Annotated in this window: 27 protein-coding genes and 1 tRNA gene; 14 read left to right on the top strand and 14 right to left on the bottom strand. The window is 64.4% G+C overall.

Annotated elements, in window-relative coordinates; translation table 11 throughout:
- Positions 1–762 carry a sulfite exporter TauE/SafE family protein gene (locus AC1MHZ_RS12705; protein WP_482966425.1) on the bottom strand — a complete coding sequence of 254 codons (762 nt, stop codon included), beginning with the start codon at positions 760–762 and terminating at the stop codon, positions 1–3.
- Positions 763–862: 100 nt separating this feature from the next.
- Here AC1MHZ_RS12705 and AC1MHZ_RS12700 point away from each other — a divergent pair, with 100 nt between their 5' ends.
- Positions 863–1762 (top strand): LysR family transcriptional regulator, encoded by a 900-nt coding sequence (locus tag AC1MHZ_RS12700; protein WP_084855682.1) that lies wholly within the window; start codon positions 863–865, stop codon positions 1760–1762.
- 609 nt (positions 1763–2371) lie between these two features.
- Here AC1MHZ_RS12700 and cfa read toward each other — a convergent pair.
- From cfa to AC1MHZ_RS12685, 3 genes are all read right to left on the bottom strand, one after another.
- Entirely contained in the window at positions 2372–3526 is a 1155-nt protein-coding gene (gene cfa, locus AC1MHZ_RS12695) for a cyclopropane fatty acyl phospholipid synthase (RefSeq protein ID WP_482966424.1), read from the bottom strand.
- Positions 3527–3562: 36 nt separating this feature from the next.
- Positions 3563–3988, bottom strand: a complete 426-nt coding sequence (locus AC1MHZ_RS12690; RefSeq protein ID WP_482966423.1) for a DUF892 family protein — start codon at positions 3986–3988, stop codon at positions 3563–3565.
- Between the two features lie 244 nt (positions 3989–4232).
- Positions 4233–4403, bottom strand: a complete 171-nt coding sequence (locus AC1MHZ_RS12685; RefSeq protein WP_172402982.1) for a hypothetical protein — start codon at positions 4401–4403, stop codon at positions 4233–4235.
- Between the two features lie 396 nt (positions 4404–4799).
- On the opposite strand from AC1MHZ_RS12685, the gene AC1MHZ_RS12680 reads away from it, so the two are divergent.
- A complete protein-coding gene (locus tag AC1MHZ_RS12680) occupies positions 4800–4976 on the top strand; it encodes a hypothetical protein (RefSeq protein WP_172402983.1) in 177 nt (58 codons plus the stop codon).
- A 15-nt stretch (positions 4977–4991) separates the two neighbouring features.
- On the opposite strand, the gene AC1MHZ_RS12675 is transcribed toward AC1MHZ_RS12680, so the two are convergent.
- The 3 genes from AC1MHZ_RS12675 to AC1MHZ_RS12665 form a co-directional block, all read right to left on the bottom strand.
- Positions 4992–5744, bottom strand: a complete 753-nt coding sequence (locus AC1MHZ_RS12675) for a hypothetical protein (protein WP_465002008.1) — start codon at positions 5742–5744, stop codon at positions 4992–4994.
- A gap of 67 nt (positions 5745–5811) precedes the next feature.
- The gene (locus tag AC1MHZ_RS12670) at positions 5812–7263 is read right to left on the bottom strand and encodes a DUF5666 domain-containing protein (RefSeq protein ID WP_482966422.1); all 1452 of its coding nucleotides are present in this window, start codon (positions 7261–7263) and stop codon (positions 5812–5814) included.
- The gene (locus AC1MHZ_RS12665; RefSeq protein WP_084855688.1) at positions 7260–8114 is read right to left on the bottom strand and encodes a DUF6502 family protein; all 855 of its coding nucleotides are present in this window, start codon (positions 8112–8114) and stop codon (positions 7260–7262) included. Before AC1MHZ_RS12665 ends, AC1MHZ_RS12670 begins: the two co-directional genes overlap by 4 nt.
- 201 nt (positions 8115–8315) lie before the next feature.
- On the opposite strand from AC1MHZ_RS12665, the gene AC1MHZ_RS12660 reads away from it, so the two are divergent.
- The 4 genes from AC1MHZ_RS12660 (at position 8316) to AC1MHZ_RS12645 (ending at position 12079) form a co-directional block, all read left to right on the top strand.
- A complete protein-coding gene (locus AC1MHZ_RS12660) occupies positions 8316–9143 on the top strand; it encodes a hypothetical protein (protein ID WP_482966421.1) in 828 nt (275 codons plus the stop codon).
- 314 nt (positions 9144–9457) lie between these two features.
- Entirely contained in the window at positions 9458–9781 is a 324-nt protein-coding gene (locus AC1MHZ_RS12655; RefSeq protein ID WP_084855792.1) for a phage holin, lambda family, read from the top strand.
- A 121-nt stretch (positions 9782–9902) separates the two neighbouring features.
- Positions 9903–10139 carry a hypothetical protein gene (locus AC1MHZ_RS12650; RefSeq protein WP_084855689.1) on the top strand — a complete coding sequence of 79 codons (237 nt, stop codon included), beginning with the start codon at positions 9903–9905 and terminating at the stop codon, positions 10137–10139.
- Between the two features lie 182 nt (positions 10140–10321).
- Complete coding sequence (locus AC1MHZ_RS12645) at positions 10322–12079, top strand: OPT family oligopeptide transporter (RefSeq protein WP_482966420.1); 1758 nt, start codon at positions 10322–10324, stop codon at positions 12077–12079.
- Positions 12080–12137: 58 nt separating this feature from the next.
- On the opposite strand, the gene AC1MHZ_RS12640 is transcribed toward AC1MHZ_RS12645, so the two are convergent.
- Positions 12138–12225 (bottom strand) — tRNA-Ser (locus AC1MHZ_RS12640).
- A 134-nt stretch (positions 12226–12359) separates the two neighbouring features.
- Here AC1MHZ_RS12640 and AC1MHZ_RS12635 point away from each other — a divergent pair.
- The 8 genes from AC1MHZ_RS12635 to AC1MHZ_RS12600 all read left to right on the top strand — a co-directional run bounded on the left by AC1MHZ_RS12635 (position 12360) and on the right by AC1MHZ_RS12600 (position 18093).
- Complete coding sequence (locus AC1MHZ_RS12635; RefSeq protein ID WP_084855691.1) at positions 12360–13031, top strand: Bax inhibitor-1/YccA family protein; 672 nt, start codon at positions 12360–12362, stop codon at positions 13029–13031.
- Between the two features lie 147 nt (positions 13032–13178).
- Positions 13179–14558, top strand: coding sequence for a nucleobase:cation symporter-2 family protein (locus tag AC1MHZ_RS12630; protein ID WP_465001950.1), 1380 nt, complete (start codon positions 13179–13181; stop codon positions 14556–14558).
- Between the two features lie 87 nt (positions 14559–14645).
- Positions 14646–15038 (top strand): sulfurtransferase complex subunit TusD, encoded by a 393-nt coding sequence (tusD, locus tag AC1MHZ_RS12625; protein WP_224458691.1) that lies wholly within the window; start codon positions 14646–14648, stop codon positions 15036–15038.
- A gap of 1 nt (position 15039) precedes the next feature.
- Complete coding sequence (gene tusC, locus AC1MHZ_RS12620; RefSeq protein ID WP_482966419.1) at positions 15040–15399, top strand: sulfurtransferase complex subunit TusC; 360 nt, start codon at positions 15040–15042, stop codon at positions 15397–15399.
- Complete coding sequence (gene tusB, locus AC1MHZ_RS12615) at positions 15399–15695, top strand: sulfurtransferase complex subunit TusB (protein ID WP_084855695.1); 297 nt, start codon at positions 15399–15401, stop codon at positions 15693–15695. Before tusC ends, tusB begins: the two co-directional genes overlap by 1 nt.
- A complete protein-coding gene (locus tag AC1MHZ_RS12610) occupies positions 15692–16027 on the top strand; it encodes a TusE/DsrC/DsvC family sulfur relay protein (protein ID WP_084855696.1) in 336 nt (111 codons plus the stop codon). Before tusB ends, AC1MHZ_RS12610 begins: the two co-directional genes overlap by 4 nt.
- Positions 16024–17037: a glycosyl transferase family protein gene (locus AC1MHZ_RS12605; protein WP_084855697.1), complete on the top strand. Its 1014-nt coding sequence runs from the start codon at positions 16024–16026 to the stop codon at positions 17035–17037. Before AC1MHZ_RS12610 ends, AC1MHZ_RS12605 begins: the two co-directional genes overlap by 4 nt.
- 96 nt (positions 17038–17133) lie before the next feature.
- On the top strand, positions 17134–18093 hold the full coding sequence (locus AC1MHZ_RS12600; RefSeq protein ID WP_084855698.1) for a glutathione S-transferase family protein: 960 nt from the start codon (positions 17134–17136) through the stop codon (positions 18091–18093).
- Between the two features lie 107 nt (positions 18094–18200).
- On the opposite strand, the gene cysG is transcribed toward AC1MHZ_RS12600, so the two are convergent.
- The 6 genes from cysG to AC1MHZ_RS12570 all read right to left on the bottom strand — a co-directional run bounded on the left by cysG (position 18201) and on the right by AC1MHZ_RS12570 (position 25735).
- Positions 18201–19595, bottom strand: a complete 1395-nt coding sequence (gene cysG / locus AC1MHZ_RS12595; RefSeq protein WP_482966418.1) for a siroheme synthase CysG — start codon at positions 19593–19595, stop codon at positions 18201–18203.
- Positions 19596–20876: a serine--tRNA ligase gene (gene serS / locus AC1MHZ_RS12590; protein ID WP_084855700.1), complete on the bottom strand. Its 1281-nt coding sequence runs from the start codon at positions 20874–20876 to the stop codon at positions 19596–19598.
- A gap of 26 nt (positions 20877–20902) precedes the next feature.
- The gene (crcB, locus tag AC1MHZ_RS12585; protein WP_084855701.1) at positions 20903–21277 is read right to left on the bottom strand and encodes a fluoride efflux transporter CrcB; all 375 of its coding nucleotides are present in this window, start codon (positions 21275–21277) and stop codon (positions 20903–20905) included.
- Positions 21274–22599 carry a replication-associated recombination protein A gene (locus AC1MHZ_RS12580; RefSeq protein ID WP_224458684.1) on the bottom strand — a complete coding sequence of 442 codons (1326 nt, stop codon included), beginning with the start codon at positions 22597–22599 and terminating at the stop codon, positions 21274–21276. Before AC1MHZ_RS12580 ends, crcB begins: the two co-directional genes overlap by 4 nt.
- Positions 22600–22610: 11 nt before the next feature.
- The gene (lolA, locus tag AC1MHZ_RS12575; protein WP_084855703.1) at positions 22611–23234 is read right to left on the bottom strand and encodes an outer membrane lipoprotein periplasmic chaperone LolA; all 624 of its coding nucleotides are present in this window, start codon (positions 23232–23234) and stop codon (positions 22611–22613) included.
- Positions 23235–23296: 62 nt separating this feature from the next.
- Complete coding sequence (locus tag AC1MHZ_RS12570; protein ID WP_465001947.1) at positions 23297–25735, bottom strand: DNA translocase FtsK; 2439 nt, start codon at positions 25733–25735, stop codon at positions 23297–23299.
- Positions 25736–25830 lie beyond the last annotated feature (95 nt).

The raw sequence follows: 25830 nt of genomic DNA, 5'->3' as shown, positions 1-25830 counted from the left end.
CTACCCCGCCAGCAAGTCCCGGGACAACTTGGCGATCAGCACGCACAGCAATACCAGGAACAGCCCGCGCACGAAGCCTGCGCCCTTGCGTACCGCCAGCCAGGTACCGGTCAGGGCGCCGAGGATGTTGAACGCTGCCATGGGCAAGGCGATGGCCCACAGCACATTGCCCGACGGAATGAAGAACACCAGCGCGGCCAGGTTGGTGGCGATGTTCACCAGCTTCGCCGAGGCCGAAGCGTGGAGGAAATCCAGGGCGAAAAAGCGGATGAACAGGAAGATCAGAAAGCTCCCGGTGCCCGGCCCGAACAACCCGTCATAGAAGCCGATGGCGCCTCCGATCAGCACTGCCAGGCACTGCTCCTTGCGGCCGATCTGGGCGGGCTTGTGCAAGGTGCCGAAGTCTTTCTTGCAGAAGGTATAGACCGCCATCAGCACGATCAGCACCAGCACCGCCGGGCGCATCAGGCTTGGCGGCACCAGGGACACCGTCGCCGCGCCAGCGAATGACATGACGAAGGCGCTGAGCATCGCCGGGACGATCAACCCCCAATCCAGTTTCACCTTGCGGACGAATGAGCGCGCCGCGAACGATGTGCCACAGACCGAGGCCAGCTTGTTGCTGCCCAGCAGTGCTGCCGGTTGCGCATTCGGCAACACGTTGAACAGCGCGGGAATCTGGATCAACCCGCCACCGCCCACAGCGGCATCGATCAAGCCCGCGGCGAAGGCGAACAGCGAAAGCAGGGCTATATCCATCATGAGGCGGGCTCCAGGCATCAAGGCGAGCGCCAAGGCTAATCAAAGCTGCGCGCTTATGGTGAAATGCCGTATTGCGAAAACTGCAATCAAGGAGCCTTTCATGGCATTGGATATGCTGCGCGAGATCCAGGCGTTCGTAAGCGTCGCGCACAAGCGCAGCTTCGTTGCCGCGGCCCGCGCCCTGGGGCGCTCGCCCAGCTCCGTGACCCGCGCGGTGCAAGCGCTGGAAGACAACGCCGGAACCAAGCTGCTCAATCGCAGCGCCAGTGCCGTGAGCCTCACCGAGGCGGGCGAACGCCTGCTGCCTCACGCTGAGCGCTTACTGGATGTGCAACGGGACGCGACGGACGAACTGGCCGCGCTCAGCGGCACCGCCCAAGGCTGGATCCGCTTCGCCGCGCCGGAACTGCTCAGCCAGCAATGCTTGCCCCAGGTCTTGGCAGGGTTTGCCCGGCAACACCCCCAGGTCACCCTGGATGTGCAGTTCAGCGACCAGGCGTTGGACCCGCTGCAAGGCAAGTTCGATTTCGTCATTCGCGGCGCCTTCCCGCAGTCCAGTGAGCTGATCGGCTACCCGCTGTGGCGCTATCGACGCTACCTGTACGCCAGCCCGGACTATCTGGCCCGGGAAGGCACGCCTGGGCACCCCGAAGCCCTGGAAGAGCACGCGATCATCCTGCATACCGCACCCCGCATCCTCAAGGCCTGGCACTTCTATCGCGATGGCCAGATCACCAGCCTGCGCCCGCACCCTCGCCTGCGCCTGAGCTCAGGTGGCGCGGTGCTGCAAAGCGCTCTGGCCGGCGCCGGTATCGCGCGCCTGGCGGATTGGGTAGGTGACCCGTACGTACGCGCCGGGCGCCTGGTAAAGGTCTGCCCCGACTACCGATTGACCTCCAGCACGGGCCAAGACCCACAGATGCATGCCCTGTATCCGGCCGGCGAGCTACCGGCGCGGGTACGGGAACTGTTGCAGATGCTGCGTCGAGCCTGCCCATGAGCGAAGGTTCGGGCTGGGTTCGACAGCGCTGCTCAAATTCTGTTCAATTTAACAGAGCCCGCCGCCAGCTTGGGTTGCAGAACTTTATCCACAGACCTACCCACGTTTTTTGTGGACAGATTTCCCAGCGCAAAGAACGACTTATCGTACAGGCTGGGCCCTCGAACAACGGGCTCAACTGGGCGGAATGGTACCCAGCAGGCCGATCAGGATTGTCAGGAACAGGAAACCACCCAGGAACAGTGCGAGCTTGCCCATCGGAACCTCTACAGAGATGTACGGGAACGGTGAGGCTGGCTGGCGCGGATGCGGCGCAGCTCAGCGTGCCCAGCGCTCTCCGGTTGGAAAGGCTGGGCCTGATGGGTATTGTCGGCGCGAGACTGATACGGTTACAGATTCAGGTTCATGGAAAAAAAGCATATCAGATGAACGCTGGCGACCAGCAGCTGCCCGCTTTGGGTGACCTTGCGCAGAGAACAGTGGATCTGTGGGAGCGGGCTTGTCCCGCGATCAAGGGCGAAGCCCTTGCCAGGCGATAGTGATATCGAGCCTGCCCCAATCGCAGGGCAAGCCCACAGGCTCACGCTAAATCAACGAGTTATGCATGACTCAACTGACCCGTTGGTAACCGCCGAGCACACCTCGGCGTGACATCACCCATTGCCACAGCTGAATGTCCCGGGCACGGGAAGCCCCCGCACAGGACAACAGGTAGTAACGCCACATGCGTCGGAAGCGTTCGCCCAGCTCGTTGGCGAAGTACTGCCAATGGGCCTCGAAGTTTTCGTGCCAGGCCATCAGCGTGCGGTCGTAGTCGGCGCCGAAGTTATGCAGGTCCTCGACCACCAACAGGCCATCGGCGGCATCGCCGATCTGGCCGATCGAAGGCAGGTCGCCATTGGGGAAGATGTACTTGTCGATCCAGCGGTCCGGCACGTCGCGCCGTCGATTCTTGCCAATGGTGTGCAACAGCAACAGGCCATCGTCCTCCAGGCAACGCGCGGCAACTTCCATGAACGTGCGATGATTCTTGCGCCCCACGTGTTCGAACATGCCAATGCTGACCACGCGGTCGAAGCGCTCGTCGAGCTCACGGTAATCCTGCAGGCGAAACTCCAGCGGCAGGCCTTTGTAGCGTTTCTCTGCCCATTGGCACTGCTCGCGGGAGATGGTCACTCCGACGCACTCGACACCATAGCGCTCAGCGGCAAAACCCATGAAGCTGCCCCAGCCGCAGCCGATATCCAGCACGCGCATACCAGGGCGCAGGCCCAGCTTGCGGCAGATCAGGTCCAGCTTGGCTTCCTGGGCCTGGGCAAGGTCGCCGGCCTCTTTCCAATAGCCGCAGGTGTAGGTCATGCGCGGGTCGAGCATGGCGGCGTAGAAATCGTTGCCCAGGTCGTAGTGGCGCTCGCCCACGGCCCAGGCGCGCCGGCAGGTCTGGCGATTGAGCAGGCGAGCCTGCAGCGCATGGTAGATCAGCGCCATCGGGCTGACTTGGTCGGCCACGCCAGCGCGCAGCAGGCGGGTGAAGAATTCGTCGAGTTGCTCACAGTCCCAGTCACCGTCCATGTAGGCCTCGCCCAGGCCAAGGTTGCCCTGGGCCAGGGCGCGCTGGGGTACATCGGCGGTGTGCAGTTGCATGTCCCAGGGCTGCTCGCCTTCCAGGCCAAGGCCGGCCTGAGCCAGCAGTTCACGGGCGAAGCGGGTGGTACGGTTGGCCGGCGCGGCGCCGGGCAGGTTGGAAGAAAACTCGGAAGGCATGGTGTGTCCTTGTGGGTATTGGAAATCGGACGCGCTTCAAACGTCGGAGGTGTCCTGGTGCAGCCCCAGCACCACTTGCAGCTCCTGGCGTAGCCAGGGCTGCTCGATCGAAGGCAGGCGGGCCTGCAATTGGCGGGCGACCCAGCGCTGGCCGCGGGCGATGAAATGCAGGCGCTCGTGCAGGTCGGCGATGGCCATGGCCTTGCCATAGAACTCGCCCATGCCCCCGCCAGGCTTGGCGTCGAGACGTTCCAGGCAGTTGCGCAGGCGGCGGCAGCTCTCCGCCTCGCCGTGGTGCAGCTGCTCCAGGCGCTGGAGCAGCAAGGGGTCGTTGGTCTGCCTGGCACTGTCGAGCATCAGACGGGCACCGGCACGCTCGGCGCGCATGAGCATGCGCAACCAGTCGATCAGGTCATCGGAAGGCGGTACGGCAGGGCTCTGTGATTCACAAGCATGCGACATGGAAAACTCCTGAAGCCGCTGGACTGCGCGGCGACAGGACGAGCTTAGAATGCTGGCACGCTGAAATTAATTGAAATTAAATGGGGGTTGAGTGCAACAAAACGAATACTTGCACAACACTCGAAACCCTTTTCATAGGGAGCTGGCCAGCCGTATTCAGGGCCTGGCCCGGATCAGCCAGCACGCCTTCACTGCAACTTTGCTGCAACTTTTTTGATGCAATCGGCATGAGGCGTCCCGCCTATTATCGGGCCCCTTTCTTGCCCTGCCCCGTATCGCCTTCCTGCTCGGCGGTGCGCTGGGCCGTGGTCTTGCCACCTTCGGGCTGTCGGGCGTTCGGTCGCAAGGCATCGTTGTCCCGTTCGACTTCACCTGGCGTGCATTGAGTGGGCGTGCTGCCGGTGTTCTTTTTCATGATCCACCTCGGTGCGAACCTTTGCAGGGTTCGAGCCGTGCATCAGCTGAAGGGTTCAATCCCTCTGTTCTTTCCGCCTGCAAGTACGTGCTCTGGGCCAGGCAATTGAAACATTTCTTTTCCCATAAACCCGGCATGACTTGCCGTGACCCCTGCAGGCCGCTCGAACGCGTAACGAGCACCTACCCCCCTATCTACGGGGTAAAACACCCTGTTCCAGCTCATCAGTAGAAACGTATCTCGCGCTCACCTTGTAGGACTCATCTGAAGTACACGTAGCCGGGGTATTACATAAAGCCCAGTTCCTGTATGAAACATCAGTTTCACCTGTTTGAACGAGCTGATACGGTCGCCGCTTTCCTACAGCGGCACGGATGCCAGCAGCACGAGACCGACATGGACCCGTATCAGACCTCTGCCCTCGCCCTACAAAAAAACCTGCTCAAGCTGCGCCAGAAGCGCGACCTGTTGAGGTCCCAGGCACGTCATGAAGAAGCCGACAGGCTTGCCAAGCGAATCGCCGATATCGAGGCGACGCTTCGTGGCCTACCAGCCGTACCGACCTTACAGTGACTGGCCAGGCCAGCCTCAGAATGCACGGTTGAGAAGTAATCCACCGCCAGTGTCGGGGCTCGCATCGGAAAAGCCTTTCAATGCGTAGAACTGGACCTTCCAATGCGCATCGAGTTTTTGCGTCAGGAACAAGGTGAGCTCCTGGATTTCATCACCGTCGGCGGTCACTTTCTGCCGCCAGTCGTAGGCCGCCCCGGCGGACGTGCCGGGCGCCAGGCGAGCGACCAGGCCCACGGACGTGAAGATCGGATCGCGAAAATCGCTGCCCGCCGGGTCACCGAACTTCTTCCAGCCCAACGTGGCGAAGCCGCTCATGGCGCCGAAGGCCCGCACCAGGTCGACCTGGGCGGAGTAGTCGGTTTTGCCTGTCCCCAGGCAACGGTCTTCGTCAGCCGTGGGCAATTTCACCTTGCCCACCAGGTCCACCAACAGGTTGCCGCCGTCGCGGCCATCGAACACTGCGTAGTCGACGCTGGCCACCGTGTCTCCGAGGCCGTTCTCGACGCGCCCGCAATCATCACCCGCCAACGGCTCGCCGCCGGGGCCCACTGCAGGGTTGGTGATGCGCAGGTAGGGGATGGTGAGCTTGTAGACCATCGGGCCGGCTTCGTACTTGCCGATCACCGGCATGTACCAGGTCTCGCTGGTGGCGCCCGTGCCATAGTCGCCCCGGGAATAGTCCAGTCCCGTCGAAAGGCTGAGGTCATCGGCCAGGGCAGGCAATGCCAGGGTCATCAGGCAGGGAAACAGCGCGCGCATCGGTATCATGCTCACCTCGTGGCGATTGCATATCGACGTTTACATCGCTCACCCAGCGATCAGGCCAGGCCCAGTGCTAATGCGGCCCCGAGTGGTCCGGACGCTCGACCTTCTCCGGCCGCTCCACTTTTTCGGGACGCTCGATTTTCTCCGGGCGGTCGGGCTTTTCGGGGCGTTCGACCTTCTCTGGCCGTTCGACTTTGTCCGGCCGCTCCACACGTTCCACCCGCTCGATCTTTTCGATGCGCTCGGGCTTGTCCGACCGGTCGGAGCGCTCGATTTTCTCGATCCGCTCGATGCGCTCCACACGCACACCGTTTTCGAACACCTCGATCCGCTCGCGGGTCTCCACACGATCTCCATCGTCACGCGTCTCGATCCGCTCCCGACGCTCGAGCTCCCCTGAACCTGACACTTGCTGGCGCTCGATCTTCTCACCGGAGCCATCGTGTTCGATGCGCACCCGGGCTCCGGCCTGCCCGTGCCCGGCCTTTGCGCCTTCATGGTTGTGCGACTCGACCTTCCGCCCGCTCGCGTGGCCGGCCTCGCCGGAATGCCCGTGCAGAACCTCGACCCGATCGACCCGAATGCCGCGCCCCTGCTCGAATACACCGCTCACCCGAACTCGCTGGCCGATGGCCAGGCTCGCCGCCTGGCTGGCGCCGACATGGGCCGTGAAACCGCCGACGTCGATACGATCACCTTGTCGCCCGCGCACCAGCCCTTCTATCAACGCGTTGCGCACTCGCCCAGCGAAGGGGAAAGCGGGATCCCGGCTCGCCTTGGCCACCTCCAGTTGCTGGCCATTCCATGCACCGCGCACCAGCATTTCACCGGTGGCCGGCAGCGGCTTGCTCAGCGCCAGGCCCTGCAGGTTGCCTGCTTGCCGGATATCGCCAATAGCGCTGGCCTGCCTCAGGCCTGGCGCACGATCGATCCGGCTGGCCATGACCTCACCCTGGGCATTGCGCAGGCCGCTGACGCGCACCGTTTCACCGATGCGCAGGCCGGGCGCCAAGCGGGCACCCATGGCCACGCGCACCGGCTGGCCCATCACACGCAGGGCCGTATCGCCAGAGGCAAGCCCTGTTACTGGGCCTTCATAAGCATTGAGGATGGCGATGCTGCGCGCCTCCAGCCCCCGGTGTGACGAGTATGCCTCCACCGCGACGACCTGGCCGATCGCCAGGCGCCGGCTGCTCGCTGGCAGGCCGTTCTCGCTGAAGGCCGCCTGGTCATCGAAATGCACTTCCGCCCCATTGACGCAAATCGAGCCAAAGCCGGTGATGGTGCCGACAATGCCGGTGCCACCCACCCCACCATCCTCGACCGGGGCCCCGGTGCCACCGATTCCTCCGCCACCTGGCCGCGCACCGGTGCCGCCAATGCCCCCATTGTCCGCTGGCGCCCCGGTGCCGCCCATACCGCCAGGCTCGACGCAGGCCGGTGCTGCCGATGCCAAAGGTGTCAGCACAAGCAGGCCGAACAGCACGACGAGGCTGGCGACCAGGCGCGCAATCCTGTTCATGGCGGGCTGGCCTTGGCTTCAGAGGGCGCCTCAGCCGGGCTGGGTTCGGTGTAGAAATAGAGCCCGACGGTGATGCGCTGGCGGGCATCGGCAGGCGGTGGGTCGCGCGCCTCCAGCTCGGCCGCCAGCTGGTTCAGAGCGACGAGCACTTGCATGCCGTCGGTCTGCACCAGCGTCTTGAGGTGCTCGACACCCGCCGAGGACAGGCTGTCGTAGTGCACCGCGCGCTCGAAGAACGGCTCGCCCGTCTCCGTCAGGTTGTGCACCGCGGCGCAGGCATGGTCATGCAGGTTGTGGCGCAGGTACGCCACCTTTTCCTCGAAGCCCCGCTGCGGGATGAACGCCCGGGTCTGCAGATGCACCTGGTCCTGCTCGTCCACCCGCACCACGCCCAGCCGCAGCCATTCATCCAGCACGACGCGCGCGCGAATATCGGTGCTCAGCGCCGCGACCAGGCTATCGAACGAGCCGTCGCCACCCACGCTGGCCAGGCGCGGCAAGGCCCGCGGCTGGCCGGGCTGATCGCAGAACGGGGCCTGGTTCAGCCAGATGCTCACCAGGTGCGCACCGAAGGAAACCGCCTCCGGCATGCCGGCGTCGCCTGCCGCTGGCTGGGCGCGCAAGCGCCGCACATCCTTGCGATGCACGCCGGTGATCAGGCTGATCCGGCTGTCGCTCGCCGGCTTGCCATCAATACGGAATTCTTGCTCGGCGACCTCCACGAAGATCTCCTTGAGCACGTGGGTGAAGCTGTTGAAGGTGACCCCTTTGCGCAGCATCAGCCTCACCAGCGGTCGCATGACATGCTTCAACGCTGGCAAGAGGGAAGGAGGCAAGGTAGGCAATTGCATTGCAGGTCTTCCTTATCGACGGGCGAGCGGTGTGGTCCCAGGCCATTCCAGCAGCTTGCCCAAGGCATCACAACCATCCTGGCCTACGCCCTGCCCCACCACGGAGCCCGACCATCGCGCCGGGCCCCGTCGTCCTGGGTTCAGCGGTCAAGCACCGCCGCGATCATCACCTACGTCATGGGCCGGGCCGTCGTCGGCACCGTGACCAACGCCGTGGGCTTCGCCGACATCGTGGCTGGGGCCATCATCGGCGCCATGGCCAACACCATGGGCTTCACCGACATCATGGTTGGGGCCATCGTCGGCGCCGTGACCTACGCCATGCGCCTCGCCGACATCGTGGTTGGGGCCATCGTCAGCGCTATGGCCAACGCCATGCAGGCCGCCTTCATCGTGATCACGACCATCATCGCGGCCACGCCCGCTGTTCGCGCTTCCCGGGCCACTGTTGCCGGCATGCCCACCCTCGCCGCTGTGGCCCGAGCCGCTGTGGCCACCGTGGCCGCCGCCGTCGCCGCCGTGGCCGCCACCACCGCTACCGCCATGGCCACCACCACTTCCGCCGCCACCGTGACCGCCTCCACCTCCACCATGCCCACCGCCGCCGCCGTGACCGCCTCCTCCATGGCCACCACCGCCGCCATGGCCGCCACCACCGCCATGACCTCCTCCGCCACCGCCATGGCCGCCACCACCACCATGACCTCCTCCACCACCGCCATCTTTCGCATAAGCGCTGGAGAAATCACTGATCTGGTCAGGTACCAAAGCCAGCGATGCCGAAAGAGCGCCGCCAATGGCGAGCGCCAGCAAGCATTTCTTGAGCAGCATGATGAATCTCCGCTTCAGGGTTGCAGTTTCACGCTTGAAACAAACGCAACAACCAACGAATCCCGATTGCCTACGGGCAACCAGCCAACCAGCGGGTGCTCCATCCCGGTGTCTGTGCCGATGTGCGTATGCACGTTCCTTCCGAGGCCAGTCAGCCTGTTCTTTTGCGTGGGATTTTTTCCCACGTTTCGAGCATAGACCTGTGGTACAGAGAGTCAATGACCAGCTATCCGTTAGCGATCTGGCCCAAGCCCCAGCCTGTAGATGGGCCCTTTCGCGGCGCAAGGCCGCTTCTGCATAAGCTGCACAAGGTCGGCGAACGAGGGTTTGCCCCACTAGAGAGACCAAACCCGTGACATCAGCGGGTTGCCGTCGCTCGATCCGCTGCAGACCATGGCTTATCTCACTAAAAAGGACACAACGCATGCCCCTCAAAACACCCCCCCGCCACGCGGCGAGCCAGCCCATGCGAGCTTGGCCGTCTGGCTGCGGCCCCACGAATGGGGTGCTTCTTGATTGATCGTATCGATGTCTGGCCCTGGGTCGCCGGCTTGCTTCAAGAGAACTGGCCTGCCTGGTACGCCGGGCTCCTGGCTATCGTCATTGCCGGGCTCCGGGTGGTCTATGGCGGCGGCTCACTGCGGCGAATGGCGATAGAGGCGCCGTTGTGCGGTGCCCTCGCCCTGTCCGCCAGCCATGGCCTGTCGCTGATCGGCGTGCCCCTCGATACCGCGCCGTTTTTCGGAGGCGTGATCGGCTTGCTGGGCGTCGAGGGGATTCGCGCAGCGGCCAGGCGGTTCGTGTTGCACAACGAGGAAGATGAACAGCAACTCTGACGTTTGTCGCGCTGGCACCGGGATCATGGCTGGCTGCCCATCCAGGTGGATGCAAAGCCAGTAACCAGAGGTGGCCACAGCGTAGTAGCGTGGGGCATTGCCGGTATCACGGAGGGGCTATATGAGCATTCGCAGCCTGGCCAAGAACCTTCCAGCAGACCCTGATCATGAAGGCAGGGTCCTGGGTTGGGGCGTACTGAGAGACCGGCACCCCTGGCATTTCGTGGATGTCTATGCCGACCAGCAAACGGCCCGAGCGGAAGCGCAACGGCGCGGTGAGGGGTACGTCGTGGAATACGGCTCGTACCGGTTGGGATCGGATGATTTTATCTGCGGCGTAACACCGCCTGAGGGGTAAGGCTGCAATTGCCTTGCTCGATTTTCTCCTGCTTTACGCCCCTCTAGGTGGGAGCGCACATGGTTTTATAACCCCTATCCATCCACTAAAACACCTCGCGACAGGCCGCTGCGCGGTGAACCTTAGTGGCATTCGGAACTCAGTACTCGAGACTGCGCCTGCAACGTCTACAAAGGATTGCCATGGGACATGCTCCACCCACAGTTCTTCCCACGATTCGCGTAGAACGTGAACTGAGCCTGCGGGCGGTGCTCACCGGCATGGTGCTGGGCATCTTGCTCACGCCATCGAATGTCTACGCGGGGCTCAAGATCGGCTGGTCGTTCAACATGTCGATCATCGCCTTGCTGGTCGGTTTTGCCCTTTGGCAGGGCCTGGCGGGGAGCAGGAAGGGCTGCCCGGCATGGTCACTGCACGAAAGCAACATCAACCAAACCGTGGCCTCGGCCTCCGCCTCCATCGTTTCCGGCGGGCTTGTCGCACCTATCCCCGCGTATACGCTGCTCACCGGCCACCAACTGGACCCGGTGCCAATGATGGCCTGGGTCTTCTCCGTGAGTTTTTTGGGCATCTGGATCGCCTGGTATCTGCGCCCCACCCTGCTCGCCGACCCTGGTCTGAAGTTTCCCGAAGGCATGGCTACCTTGGAAACGCTGCAGCAGATCTATAACCACGGGCGGGAAGCCATGACGCGAATCAGGGTTCTTTTCAGCGCCGCGCTGCTGTCAGGGTTGGTGAAATGGATTGACGTGTTCGCCTGGACGATACCGCGTTGGTCGCCCACCCCTACGCTAGAACGCCTGACCTTCACGGCCGACCCATCGCTGATGCTCATCGGCTTTGGCAGCATCATCGGCATTCGCGTGGGTCTTACGCTGCTGCTCGGCGCCGCGCTGGCATGGGGCGGGCTAGCGCCGGGGCTGATCGACCATGGCTGGGTGGTGCTCGCCCCAGACGCCAGCGGCCCACAGTTTGCCGCACTGGTGGAATGGTTGTTGTGGCCCGGCGTGAGCCTGATGGTTTGTGCGACCCTGACGTCCTTGGCGGTTCGGCTGTTGCAAGAGCGCCGACGAGTGCCCGCCGACCTCAGGGCCGCTCGCGCACCGTGCACCAAGATACGATTCTCCCCCTGGCCCGCTTCGGGGCTGTTGCTCTCCATCGCACTGGTGGTGCCCCTGCAAGCGCTACTGTTCGGGATCGACTGGTGGATGGCCCTGTTGAGCATTCCATTGGCGGTTTGCCTGGCCGTGGTCGCTGCGCGCGTGGTCGGCGCCACCGGCATCGCGCCGATTGGTGCTATCGGCAAGCTGTCACAATTGAGCTTCGGCTTGATCGCCCCAGGCCAGGTGACCATCAACCTGATGAGCGCCAACACGGCGGGTGGCGCGGCCGGGCAATCCACCGACCTGATGAACGACTTCAAGGTCGGCCAGGCGATCGGCGCCACGCCGCACAAGCAGCTGATCGCGCAGTGCATCGGAATCCTTATCGGCAGCGTGTTTGGCGTACTGGTCTACCTGACGCTGATTCCCGATCCACAGGCCCTGCTGCTCACCCAGCAGTGGCCCGCACCGGCCGTGGCGACCTGGAAGGCCGTGGCCCAAACGCTGACGCAGGGGCTGCAGGCACTTTCCTCGGAAATCCGCTTCGCGATCGTCGCCGGTAGCTTTGTTGGCGTGCTGCTGGGCGCGTTGGACAGCCTGCTGCCGCAACGGGCGGCTCGCTGGCTGCCGAGTACGGCCGCGTTGGGGTTGGCCTTCATATTGCCGGCGTCGATCAGCATGATGATGGGTTTGGGTGCGGTACTCACTTGGCTGGTCAGCTGCCGTTGGCCGAGTGTCACCGAGCGGTTTGCGATTACAGCGGCAGCGGGGTTGATTGCTGGTGAGAGCATTCTTGGGGTGGGGGCGTCGTTCTGGGAGATGCTGCGGACGTTGTAAGCGCGAGAATGCACCACCCACAAAAAAGCCCCATTTCCAGGGGCTTTGATGAAGAATATGGCGGAAGCGTAGAGATTCGAACTCTAGGATAGTTGCCCATCGACGGTTTTCAAGACCGTTGCCTTAAACCACTCGGCCACGCTTCCAGCTTGCTTTGCGGCGGCAATCATACCGTAATGAAACAAGCTGTCAAACTCTCTGTGTCGCGGGTTGCGGCAGCTCTGATATCCTCATTGCAACCATACGTTTCAACCCACAGGTTTCATCAAGGAGTGTCGCCATGCGCGAACAGGATTATGCCGTACAACACGGCCAGCAGGCCGAGCAGCAGGAGGTCAGCCGTGTCCTGCGCAACACCTACAGCCTGCTGGCGCTTACCCTCGCCTTCAGCGGCGTCATGGCCTTCGTGGCCCAGCAGATGCGCGTCGGCTACCCGAACGTGTTCGTGGTGCTGATCGGTTTCTACGGGCTGTTCTTCCTCACCGCCAAGCTGCGTGATTCGGTCTGGGGCCTGGTGTCCACCTTCGCCCTCACCGGCTTCATGGGCTTCATCCTCGGCCCTATCCTCAACCGCTACCTGGGCATGAGCGGTGGCGCCGAAGTGGTCAGCTCGGCCTTCGCCATGACCGCCCTGGTGTTCGGGGGCCTGTCGGCGTACGTGCTGATCACCCGCAAGGACATGAGCTTCCTCAGCGGCTTCATCACCGCAGGCTTCTTCGTCCTGCTGGGTGCCGTGGTGGCCAGCTTCTTCTTCCAGATCAGCGGCCTGCAACTGGCGATCAGCGCGGGCTTCGTGCTGTTCTCGTCGGTGTGCATCCTGTTCCAGACCAGCGCGATCATCCACGGCGGCGAGCGTAACTACATCATGGCGACCATCAGCCTGTATGTATCGATCTACAACCTGTTCGTCAGCCTGCTGCAACTGTTCGGCCTCATGGGCCGCGACGACTGATCGGCCTCGATGCAACAAGAGCCCGCTTCGGCGGGCTTTTTTGTGGATGATGCCCACCCTATCGCGGGGCAAGCCCGCTCTCCCCCTACCCCAAACCCGCCTCGCCCCGTAGAATGCGCTCCTTTTTTCTACCGGGGCAGCTTTCCCATGAGTTCCATCGAACACGGGCCGGGCGCGGCGGCGCCTGTCAATGAACTGGTCCTCGGCCTCGAGGACAAGCCACGGTCGTTGATCGGCCTGCTGGCTGCGCTGCAGCACCTGCTGGCGATCATCGTCCCGATCGTCACCCCGGGTCTGCTGATCTGCCAGGCGCTGGGCGTGTCGCCGCGCGATACCAACCTGATCGTGTCCATGTCGCTGGTGATTTCCGGTATCGCCACCTTCGTCCAGTGCAAGCGCTTCGGGCCGTTCGGTGCCGGGTTGCTGATCGTGCAGGGCACCAGCTTCAATTTCGTCGGGCCCCTGATCGCAGGTGGCGCGCTGATGGTCAAGCAAGGCACGCCGGTGGAAGGCGTGATGGCCGCGATCTTCGGTGTGGTGATCGCCGGCTCCTTCGTGGAGATGGGCGTGTCACGCATCCTGCCCTTCGTCAAACGCCTGATCACGCCGCTGGTGACCGGTATCGTGGTGCTGATGATTGGTCTGACCCTGATCAAGGTCGGCCTGATCAGCATGGGCGGTGGCTTCACCGCCATGGGCAATGGCACTTTCGCCAACGGTGAGAACCTGCTGCTGTCGGGCGTGGTGCTGGCGATCATCGTGGTGCTCAACCGCATTCCGGTGGTGTGGATGCGCAGCTGCGCCATCGTCATCGCCCTGGCCGTGGGCTATGCCCTGGCAGGCTACCTCGGCCGCCTGGACTTCACCGGCATGCACGAGGCGGCGCTGTTCCAGGTACCGATGCCCCTGCATTTCGGTCTGAGCTTCTCCTGGGCGCTGTTCATCCCGATGCTGGTGATCTACCTAGTGACCTCCCTGGAAGCCATCGGTGACGTCACCGCCACCAGCAAGGTCTCGCGCCAGCCGGTCGAAGGCCCGTTGTGGATGCAACGCATCAAGGGTGGCGTACTGGTCAACGGCGCCAACTCGCTGCTGGCTGGGGTGTTCAACACCTTCCCCAGCTCGATCTTTGCCCAGAACAATGGCGTCATCCAGCTCACCGGCATCGCCAGCCGCCATATCGGTGTATGGATCGCCATCATGCTGGTGCTGCTGGGCCTGTTCCCGAGCGTCGCTGGGGTGATCCAGGCAGTGCCGGAGCCGGTGCTCGGTGGCGCGGCCATGGTGATGTTCGGGGCGGTGGCGGCCTCGGGGATCAACATCCTGGCCAGCACCCGCCTGGACCGCCGGGCGCTGCTGATCATCTCCGTGTCCCTGGCCCTGGGCCTGGGTGTGGCCCAGGTGCCGGAGTTCCTGGCGCACATGCCGTCGGCCCTGCGCAATGTGCTGGAGTCGGGGGTGGCCACCGGTGGCATCTGTGCCCTGGTGCTGAACTGGTTCCTGCCGGAGAGCAAGGAAAACGCCTGACAGGCACCTGGCCAGTCGACAAAGCCCGCGCCTGCCTGCGCGGGCTTTTTGCTTTATCATGGCCGCATTACTTTGCACGAGTTGTCCATGAAATTCGCTATCGCGGTGTTTTCACCAGCCCATGCGCCCTCTTCGCGCCGTGCTCTGCGCTTTGCCGAGGCTGCACTGGCAGGCGGGCATGAGATTGCCCGGCTGTTTTTCTATCAGGATGGGGTACACAGCGCCTCGGCCAACGTGGTCGCGCCCCAGGACGAACAGGACATCGCCGCCCAGTGGCGTACCTTCATCGAGGCTCACCAGCTCGATGCCGTGGTGTGCATCGCCGCAGCCCTGCGCCGGGGCGTGCTCGACGAAGCCGAAGCCAACCGCTACCAGCGCCCGGCGGTGAACCTGCCCAAGCCTTGGGAGCTGTCGGGCCTCGGGCAGTTGCATGAAGCCGCGCAAACCGCCGACCGCCTGGTCTGCTTCGGAGGCGACTGAGATGGCCAAATCCTTGTTGATCATCAGCCGCCAGGCACCCTGGAACGGCCCGTCCGCCCGCGAGGCACTGGACATTGCCCTGGCCGGCGGTGCCTTCGATCTGCCGCTGGGCATGCTGTTCCTCGATGACGGTGTGTTCCAGCTCGCCCCAGGGCAGCAGCCTGCAGCGCTGCAGCAGAAGAACCTGGCCGCCAACCTCCAGGCGCTGCCGATGTTCGGCGTCGATGAGCTGTACGCCTGTGGCTACAGCCTGGCCGAACGCGGCCTGGCCGGTGACGCCCTGGAGCTGCCGGTACAGGTGCTGGACGATGCGGCCCTGGCCGCCCTGATTGCCCGTTTCGACCAGGTGGTGACGCTCTGATGACGACCCTGCATGTAATCAGCCACTCGCCCTTCGGCGACAACCGCCTGGACAGTTGCCTGCGCCTGCTGGGTGCCGAGGACGCCCTGCTGCTGTGCGGCGATGCGGTCTATGCCCTGCGCCCAGGCAGCGAGCCGCTGCGCAAATTGCAGACCGCCGGCCTGCAGGGCCGCCTGTTCGCCCTTGCCGAAGACCTGCAGGCCCGCGCCATCGACAGCCCGCTGGCCCAGACGGTGGACTATCCCGCGTTCGTCGAGCTTTCCCTGCATCACGACAAGGTCAACAGCTGGCTATGAGCATTCTGACTGTCGGTGATCGGCAGATCGCCCTGGACAAAGATGGCTTCCTGGTCGACCTGCAAGACTGGTCCCACCCTGTCGCCGAAGCCCTGGCCGAGCGCGAAGGCATTCCGTTGACCGGCGACCATTGGGAAGTCCTTGAACTGCTGCGCCAGTTCTACGCCGAATACCAGCTCTCGCCGGCGACGCGCCCGCTGATCAAGTACACCGCACTCAAGCTGGGCCCGGAAAAGGGCAACAGCCCGCACCTGAACCGCCTGTTCAACGGCACTCCCGCCAAACTTGCCGCGAAGCTCGCGGGCCTGCCCAAGCCGACCAATTGCATATGACCGAACGCCCCTCCGAGCTGCGCCCGCTCACCCTGCAAACCCCAGCCGAACACCCCTTCGCCGAATTCGTGCGTATTCTCGGCAAAGGCAAGCGCGGTGCCCGCGGCCTGACCCGCGAAGAGGCCCGTGCGGCCATGACCTTATTGCTCGAAGGCAAGGTCGAGGACACCCAGCTGGGCGCCTTCCTGATGCTGCTGCGGCACAAGGAAGAAAGCGCCGAGGAGCTGGCCGGCTTCACCGAAGCCCTGCGTGCGCACCTGCAGGCACCCAGCATCGCCGTGGACCTGGACTGGCCCACCTACGCCGGCAAGAAGCGCCACCTGCCGTGGTACCTGCTGGCGGCCAAATGCCTGGCCGCCAACGGCACGCGTATCCTCATGCATGGCGGCGGCGCGCATACCGCCGGGCGCCTGTACAGCGAGCAGCTGCTGGGCCTGCTGGATATCCCCCTGTGCCGAGACTGGCCGTCGGTGGACAAGGCCCTGGGCACACACGGCCTGGCCTTCGCGCCCCTGCAGGATTGGGCACCCCAGCTGCAACGCATGATCGATCTGCGCAACACCCTCGGCCTGCGCTCACCCATCCATTCCCTGGCCCGCGTACTCAACCCCCTGGGGGCCCGCTGCGGCCTGCAGAGCATCTTCCACCCCGGCTACCAGGCCGTACACCGCGAAGCCAGCCGCCTGCTGGGCGACCCTGCCGTGGTGATCAAGGGTGACGGCGGCGAGATCGAGGTCAATCCCGATGCCATCAGCCACCTCTACGGCACCACTGCCGGCGAAGCCTGGGACGAAGAATGGCCGGCATTGAGCGCTCAACGCCACGTCAAGCCAGCCAGCCTGCAACCGGAGCACCTGCTCGCGGTGTGGCGTGGCGAAGCCGAGGACAGCTATGGCGAACTGGCCGTGGTCGCCACCCTAGCCCTGGCCCTGCGTGGCCTTGGTCAACCCCGGGAGCAGGCGTTCGAAACGGCGCGCAGCTATTGGGCGAACCGCAAACACATCGAATAAATCGATCTGAATGGCGCGGTCTTTGCGCTATTTATTCGAACGCTTTTGCCTAGACTGAGCTCCAACGACAAACGACTTTGTTCCGAGGAGCTCACCATGGGCCTTTTGATCGACGGCCGCTGGCATGACCAGTGGTACCAGAACAGCAAGGACGGCGCGTTCCAGCGCGAGAACGCCCAACGCCGCAATCAGCTGCCAGCTGCCGAAGCCGGGCGCTATCACCTGTACGTCTCGCTGGCCTGCCCCTGGGCCCACCGCACCCTGATCTTCCGTGCCCTCAAAGGCCTCGAGCCGCTGATCGACGTCTCGGTGGTGAGCTGGTTGATGGGCGAACATGGCTGGACCTTCGACCAGCAGACGGGCTCGACCGGCGACCACCTGGACGCCCTGCAGTACCTGCACCAGCGCTACACCCAGGACGACCCGCACTACACCGGGCGCGTGACCGTGCCGGTGCTGTGGGACAAGCAGGAAAAGCGCATCGTCAACAACGAGTCGGCCGAGATCATCCGCATCTTCAACAGCGCCTTCGACGAACTGACCGACAACCGCCTGGACCTCTACCCCGAGCCGCTGCGGGCGACCATCGATGCGCTGAACGAGCGCATCTACCCGGCAGTGAACAACGGCGTATACCGCGCAGGCTTCGCCACCACCCAGGATGCCTACGAGGCCGCCTTTGACGAAGTGTTCGCCGAGCTGGACCATCTGGAGGCGTTGCTAGGCCGCCAGCGCTACCTGGCCGGCGAGTACCTGACCGAAGCCGATGTGCGCCTGTTCACCACCCTGGTACGCTTCGATGCGGTGTACCACGGGCATTTCAAGTGCAACCTGCGGCGCCTGGCCGACTACCCGAACCTGTCCAACTGGCTGCGTGAGCTGTACCAGTGGCCGGGCGTGGCAGGCACAGTGAACATGGAGCATATCCAGAAGCACTACTACTTGAGCCACAAGACCATCAACCCGAACGGGATCGTGCCCAAGGGGCCACTTCAGGATTTCAACCAACCTCATGATCGGGAACGATTGGCGGGGAAAGGGATCTGGCAGGGTTGATCAAAACGGGGCTGCTTTGCAGCCCTTTCGCGGCACAAGGCCGCTCCTACAGGGGGTCGTAGGAGCGGCCTTGTGCCGCGAAAGGGCCGCACAGCGGCCCCATCGATTCAACTGCCCTGCTGCGCCCCTTCGAACCACGCCAGCTTGTCGCGCAACTGCACCACTTCGCCAACGATGATCAGGGTCGGCGCATGCACTTCATGCCGCGCCACCAGCTCGGGCAGGTCCGCGAGGGTACCGGTGAACACGCGCTGATGCCGGGTGGTCCCCTGTTGCACCAGCGCCGCCGGCGTACTGGCCGCGCGCCCATGGCGGATCAGCTCGGCACAGATGGTCGGCAACCCCACCAGCCCCATGTAGAACACCAGCGTCTGGGCCGGCGCCACCAGGTCCTGCCAGGGCAGATTGCTGGTGCCGTCCTTGAGGTGGCCGGTGATGAAGCGCACCGACTGGGCATAGTCGCGATGGGTCAGCGGAATGCCACCATAGGCGGAGCAACCACTGGCTGCGGTGATACCCGGCACCACCTGGAACGGGATACCCTCCTCGGCCAGTTCCTCGATCTCCTCGCCACCACGGCCGAAGATGAACGGGTCGCCACCCTTGAGCCGCAGCACGCGTTTGCCCTGGCGCGCCAGGTCCACCAGCAGGCGATTGATCTGCTCCTGGGGCACTGCATGGTCGGCACGGCGCTTGCCCACGTAGATCCGCTCGGCATCGCGCCGGCACATTTCGATGATGGCAGGCGCCACCAGGCGGTCGTACAGCACCACGTCGGCCTGCTGCATCAGGCGCAGAGCACGGAAGGTCAGCAGGTCCGGGTCACCCGGGCCGGCGCCAACCAGGTACACCTCGCCCCCTTGCTGCACCGCCGCACCATCGACCTTGGCCTGCAGCAGGCGCTCGGCCTCGCTGCCCTGTCCGGCCAGCTGGCGTTCGGCGATCGGCCCCTGGAACACATCCTCCCAGAAGCCGCGACGCTGGTTGACGTCCGGGTACAACGCCTTGACCTTGTCGCGAAACCGCGCCGCCAGCCCGGCCAGCTCGCCGTAGGCGGCTGGAATCCAGGCCTCCAGGCGCGCACGGATCAACCGTGCCAGCACCGGCGCGTCGCCGCCACTGGACACAGCCACCACCAAGGGCGAGCGGTCGACGATGGCCGGGAAGATCACCGTACACAAGGCCGGTGCATCCACCACATTCACCGGCAGGCTGCACGCCTGGGCATCGGCCGAGACCTGGGCGTTGAGCCCGGAATCATCAGTAGCTGCGATCACCAGGCGGCAACCGTCCAGATCGCCGGCCTGGTAACCACGCACCAGGACTTCACCGCCGCCCTCTCGGGCCAGCGCGGCCAGCTGGCCATCGACGTCCGGCGCGACCACCCGCAGCGCAGCGCCGGCATCGGCCAGCAGGCGCGCCTTGCGCAAGGCGATCTCGCCGCCGCCGACGACCAGTACCCGGCCGCCCTGCAGCTTGTGGAACAGCGGCAGGTAGTCCATTTAGCGGATGACCTCGACACCGCCCATGTAGGGCTTGAGTACGTCCGGCACACGGATCGAGCCGTCGGCCTGCTGGTAGTTCTCCAGCACCGCCACCAGGGTACGGCCCACGGCCAGGCCGGAACCGTTCAGGGTGTGCACCAGTTCCGGCTTGCCGGTTTCCGGGTTGCGCCAGCGGGCCTGCATACGGCGGGCCTGGAAGTCGCCGCAGTTGGAGCAGGAGCTGATCTCACGGTATTTGTCCTGGCTCGGCACCCAGACTTCCAGGTCGTAGGTCTTCACCGCGCCGAAGCCCATGTCGCCGGTGCACAGCGCCAGCACGCGGTATGGCAGCTCCAGCAGCTGGAGCACGCGCTCGGCGTTGGCGGTCAGGCCTTCCAGGGCTTCCATGGACTTGGACGGCTCGACCACCTGGACCATCTCGACCTTGTCGAACTGGTGCTGGCGGATCATGCCGCGGGTATCGCGGCCCGAGGCACCGGCCTCGCTGCGGAAGCAAGGGGTATGGGCAACGTACTTGATCGGCAGCTGCTTGGCGTCGAGGATCTGGTCGGCGACCAGGTTGGTCAGCGACACCTCGGCGGTCGGGATCAGGTAGAAGTCGGCCTCGCCTTCGCGGCTGATCTTGAACAGGTCTTCCTCGAACTTCGGCAGCTGGCCGGTGCCCTGCAGGGCCGGCGCCTGCACCATGTACGGGGTGTAGGCCTCTTCGTAGCCGTGCTCGCCGGTGTGCAGGTTGATCATGAACTGCGCCAGGGCGCGGTGCAGACGGGCGATCGGGCCGCGCAGCACGGCGAAGCGGGCGCCGGACAGTTTGGCCGCGGCTTCGAAGTCCAGGCCACCGCTGATCTCGCCCAGGGCGACGTGATCCTTGATCTCGAAATCGAAGGTTTTCGGGGTACCCCAGCGACGCACTTCGACGTTGTCGTCTTCGCTGGCACCGACCGGCACGCTGGCGTCCGGCAGGTTGGGGATGGTCAGCAGGATCGCGTCCAGCTCGGCCTGGATGCCGTCCAGCTCGGTCTTGCCGGCGGCCAGCTCGTTGGCCATGCGCTCGACGTCGGCCATCAGCGGGGCGATGTCTTCGCCCTTGGCCTTGGCCTGGCCGATGGACTTGGAACGGGCGTTACGCTCGGCCTGCAGTTGCTCGGTGCGGGTCTGCACCGCCTTGCGGCGTTCTTCCAGTGATTCGATGCGCGCGACATCCAGGCTGAAGCCACGGGAGGCCAGGCGATCCGCCACTTCCTGAAGTTGGCCGCGTAACAGTTTGGAATCGAGCATATCGTTCTCTCGTTGTGTGTGTTGGTTCAGAATTTGGTCAAGGACAGGCCGGCCCAGGTGGCCAACAACCCGCCCACTACGCTGATCGCGCTGTAGCCCAAGGCCAGCGGTACTTGCCCGCTCTCCATCAGGCGCACGGTATCCAGCGAAAAAGAGGAAAATGTCGTCAGGCCGCCCAGAAAGCCCACGATCAGGCCTGCGCGCAGCTCGACCGGTGCCAGCGGCTTGTGCAGGAACAGGCCGTACAGCAGGCCGATCAGCAGGCAGCCGACCAGGTTGACCGCCAGCGTACCGAGATAGAAGTGGCGTGGCCAGTGGGCAGCGACCCAATTGGAGGTAGCAAAGCGCAGCAGCGTGCCGGCGATACCGCCGGCACTGACCGCGGCGACCAGGGCAATCATGGTTTTCTCCGTTGGCGTGGGCTGGTGCGGTCGAGTTCGGCCAGGTGGCGCAGCTTCTCGCCGATCTTCAACTCCAGGCCTCGCGGCACCGGCTGATAGTACTGGCGCGGCTCGAGCTGCTCGGGGAAGTAGTCCTCGCCCGCAGCGTAGGCGTCCGGCTCGTCATGGGCATAGCGATACTCCTCGCCATAGCCCAGTTGCTTCATCAGTTTGGTCGGCGCGTTGCGCAGGTGCAGCGGCACCTCCAGCGAGCCGTGCTCGGCCGCCTCGCGCATGGCCGCCTTGAAGCCCATGTACACCGCATTGCTCTTGGGTGCGCAGGCGATGTAGGTGATGGCCTGGGCCACCGCCAGCTCGCCCTCGGGGCTGCCCAGGCGCTCCTGCACGTCCCAGGCCGACAGGCACAGGCTCAGGGCCCGCGGGTCGGCATTGCCGATGTCCTCGCTGGCCATGCGCACCACGCGGCGGGCGATGTACAGAGGATCACAGCCACCGTCGAGCATGCGTGCGTACCAGTACAGGGCTGCGTCGGGGTTGGAGCCACGCACCGACTTGTGCAGTGCCGAGATCTGGTCGTAGAAGGCCTCGCCGCCCTTGTCGAAGCGCCGGCGGCTGTCGCCCAGCAGGCTTTGCAACAACTCGACGCCGATTTCGTCGCCATCGTCGGCAAGGTCCGAGGCGTTCTCGAGCAGGTTGAGCATGCGCCGGCCATCGCCGTCGGCAGCGGCCATGAGCATCTGGAAGGCCTCGTCGCCCACCCGCAGCTGGCGCGCGCCCAGGCCACGCTCCTCGGTCAGGGCGCGGTTGACCAGCTTGCGCAGGGCCGCTTCGTCCAGGCTCTTGAGCACATACACCCGTGCCCGCGAGAGCAAGGCGTTGTTCAGCTCGAAGGACGGATTCTCGGTGGTGGCGCCGATGAAGATCAACGTGCCGTCTTCGACATAGGGCAGGAAGGCATCCTGCTGGGATTTGTTGAAGCGGTGCACTTCGTCGACGAACAGGATGGTCCGGCGACCATACTGGCCGGCCTGCTGCTTGGCCACCTCGACGGCCTGGCGGATCTCCTTGACCCCCGCCAACACCGCCGACACCGTTTCGAAATGTGCATCGCAGAACTGCGCCAGAAGCCGCGCCAAGGTGGTCTTGCCCACCCCCGGCGGCCCCCAGAAGATCATCGAATGCAGCGCACCCTGCTCCAGCGCCTCACGCAGCGGCTTGCCGCGCGCCAGCAGGTGCTCCTGGCCGACGTACTCGTCCAGGTTGGACGGACGCAGCCGGGCGGCCAGGGGCTGGGCGACGGGTTCGCTTCGAAACAGGTCCATGGTGGCTCTCGTTATTCCTGGATGACGTCAGCGCCTTCCGGAATCTTGAACTGGAACGTGCTCGCCGGGATCGGCTCGTTGGCCTTGACCCCGTTGAACAGGATATTGGTGCGCTGGCCCACGCTGTCGACCAGTTGCATGTCGTTGATCAGCCCACGGCGGAACGACACGCGCAACGAGTCGAACAAGGTGTCCTTGGTCTTGGGCTTCAAGGTGAAGTCCATGACTTCGCCCTGCTCCTTGGAGGTGATGTCGAAGCTCTGGCTGATCTTCGACACATCGCCGGACAGCAGCAGCGCCGGGGTCTGGTTCAGGCGCACGTCGAGCTTCTTGACCGTGGCCTGTTCCAGGTCCGGGTCCCACAGGGTGACCTTCTGGCCATCGGACACCACCACCTGCTCCTGGGGCGCATCGGTGTGCCAGTAGAACAGGCCTGGGCGCTTGACCGACATCTGCCCGCTGGTCTCCTGCAGGCTGGTGCCGCTGGCGTCGAGGGTCAGCTGGGAGAAACGGGCGGAAATGGTCTGGGACTTTTCCAGCAACTGGGTCAGGCGCGCAACATCCTTCTCATCGGCATGGGCCGACACAGCGCCCAGGGCCAGGGCAGAAACCAACAGCATGCGAATCGCGCGCATGGGAATCCTCGTCGAATAGTGGGTAGGCCGGGCACCGCCATTGGCGCCCGGCAAGGTGATCATCAATCGCGTGGGCCACCCGGGGCAATCACTTCCCGCGAGCCGTTGCTGTTCATGGGGGTGACCACGCCGGCCATCTCCATCGCCTCGATCATGCGCGCAGCGCGGTTGTAGCCGATCTTGAGCTTGCGCTGCACGGCGGAAATCGATGCCCGGCGGCTTTCCAGCACGAACTGCACAGCTTCGTCGTACAGGGCGTCGGCCTCCGGGTCATCGCCGTCGCCACCACCGCCACCGCCGCCCTCGAAGCCGCTGCCGGCCTCCTCGACGCCATTGAGGATGTCGTCGTTGTAGTCCGGCGCGCCGCGCATCTTCCAGGCCTCTACCACGCGGTGGACCTCGTCGTCGGAGACGAACGCGCCATGCACACGGATCGGCAGGCTGGTGCCCGGCGGCATGTAGAGCATGTCGCCATGGCCAAGCAGCTGCTCGGCACCGCCCTGGTCGATGATGGTCCGCGAGTCGATCTTGCTCGACACCTGGAACGCCATGCGCGTCGGGATGTTGGCCTTGATCAGGCCGGTGATCACATCCACCGAGGGGCGCTGGGTGGCGAGGATCAAGTGGATACCGGCGGCACGGGCCTTCTGGGCGATACGGGCGATCAGCTCCTCGACCTTCTTGCCGACGATCATCATCATGTCGGCGAATTCGTCGACGATCACCACGATGGTCGGCAGCGTCTTCAGCGCCGGCGGCTCGTCGTCCATGCTCTCGCGACGATACAGCGGGTCGTGGATGACCTCTCCGGCCTCCTGGGCGTCCTTGATCTTGCGGTTGAACCCGGCCAGGTTACGCACGCCCATCGCTGCCATCAGCTTGTAGCGCCGCTCCATCTCGGCCACGCTCCAGCGCAGGGCATTGGCGGCGTCCTTCATGTCGGTGACCACCGGGCACAGCAGGTGCGGGATGCCTTCGTAGATCGACAGCTCGAGCATCTTCGGGTCGATCATGATCAGCCGCGCGTCTTCCGGGCTGGACTTGAACAGGATCGACAGGATCATCGCGTTCACGCCCACCGACTTACCGGAACCGGTGGTACCGGCCACCAACAGGTGCGGCATCTTGGCCAGGTCGGTGATCACCGGCTTGCCACCGATGTCGTGGCCCAAGGCCAGGGTGACCGGCGACTTCTGCTCGTCGTACTGCGGCGTGGAGAGCACTTCGGAGAAGCGCACCATCTGCCGGTTCTCGTTGGGGATCTCGATACCCACAGTGGTCTTGCCAGGGATGACCTCGACCACGCGCACGCTGGTCACCGCCAGGGAACGCGCCAGGTCCTTGGCCAGGTTGGCGATGCGGCTGACCTTGACCCCGGCGGCCGGCTGGATCTCGTAGCGGGTGATCACCGGGCCCGGGTGGATCGAGTCCACCGAAACTTCGACACCAAACTCCTTGAGCTTGATTTCCAGCAGATTGCCCACGCCGGCCAGGGACTCCGGCGAGTACTCGATCTTCTTCTGCTCGGCAGGGTCGAGGATGGAGATAGACGGCAAGGTGCCTTCCACGGCGCTGTCGACGAACAGCGGCGCTTGTTTTTCCTTCATGACCCGTTTGCTCGGCTCCGGCGCCTTGACCGGGGCTGGCGGCATGATCACCGGCGCCGTCGGTTGCTCGCGCGGCACCACCGGCTCGCGCTGCACCACCGGGCGGGCGGATACATCCTCACGCTCGTTGATACGCTCGCGCGGCTGCGGCTTGATTGGCTCGCGCTTCCCGGCGGTCATCGGAGCCACGTCGAAGGCGGGCTCATCCACCTCGCGTAGCTGCGCCACCAGGCGCTTGCGCTCGTTGCGGGCCTCCCACCAACGGTTGGCCGCCCCCTGCACCAGCTCGAACAAATCGAGGGTGATCTTGCCGGTGATGTCCATCACCTTGAACCACGACAGGTCGGTGAACACCGTCAGGCCGAACAGGAACAGGGCGATGAACATCAAGGTGCTGCCCTGCACGTTCAGCAGGTTGCGCGCCAGGTCGCCCAGGCTCTCGCCCAGGGCGCCGCCCGCGGAGAACGGCATGCTCGCCGGCGGATGGAAGTGGATATGCGCCAGGGCCGCGCCCGACAGCACCAGGAACACCAGGCCGATGAGCCGCCAGGAGAACAGCCAGCCGCTCCATTCCCAGGGCTGGTGGCGCTCACGGAAGATCTGCCAGGTTTTGATCGCCAGCAGCAACGGGAAGATATAGGCGAAGTAGCCCAGCACCATGAACAGGATATCGGCGAAATAGGCACCCGCCCGGCCGGCGGCGTTCTGCACCTGGTCGACGTTGCTGGTGTGGCTGAAGCCCGGATCCGCCGTGTCGTAGGTCAGCAGTGCCATCCACAGGTACAGGCACAGGGCGCCGACAGCGATCAGCGCGCCTTCCTTGAGGCGGTAATGCAGCTGCTGGCGCCACAGGGGCACGGGCAAGGGGGTCGGGGTTGCGGTGGATTTCTTCAAAACGCGTCTATTCCTGCGCTTGCTGCGCGTCCAGTAGTGTGTCCGGTCAACGAACCACTACTTTTAACATTACTGCCCGCCAGTCGCCATGGCAG

The sequence above is a fragment of the Pseudomonas sp. FA-1 genome (assembly GCF_056856075.1).
The sequence above is the reverse complement of the archived record's forward strand: the minus strand, read 5'-3'. Positions and strand labels throughout refer to the sequence as shown.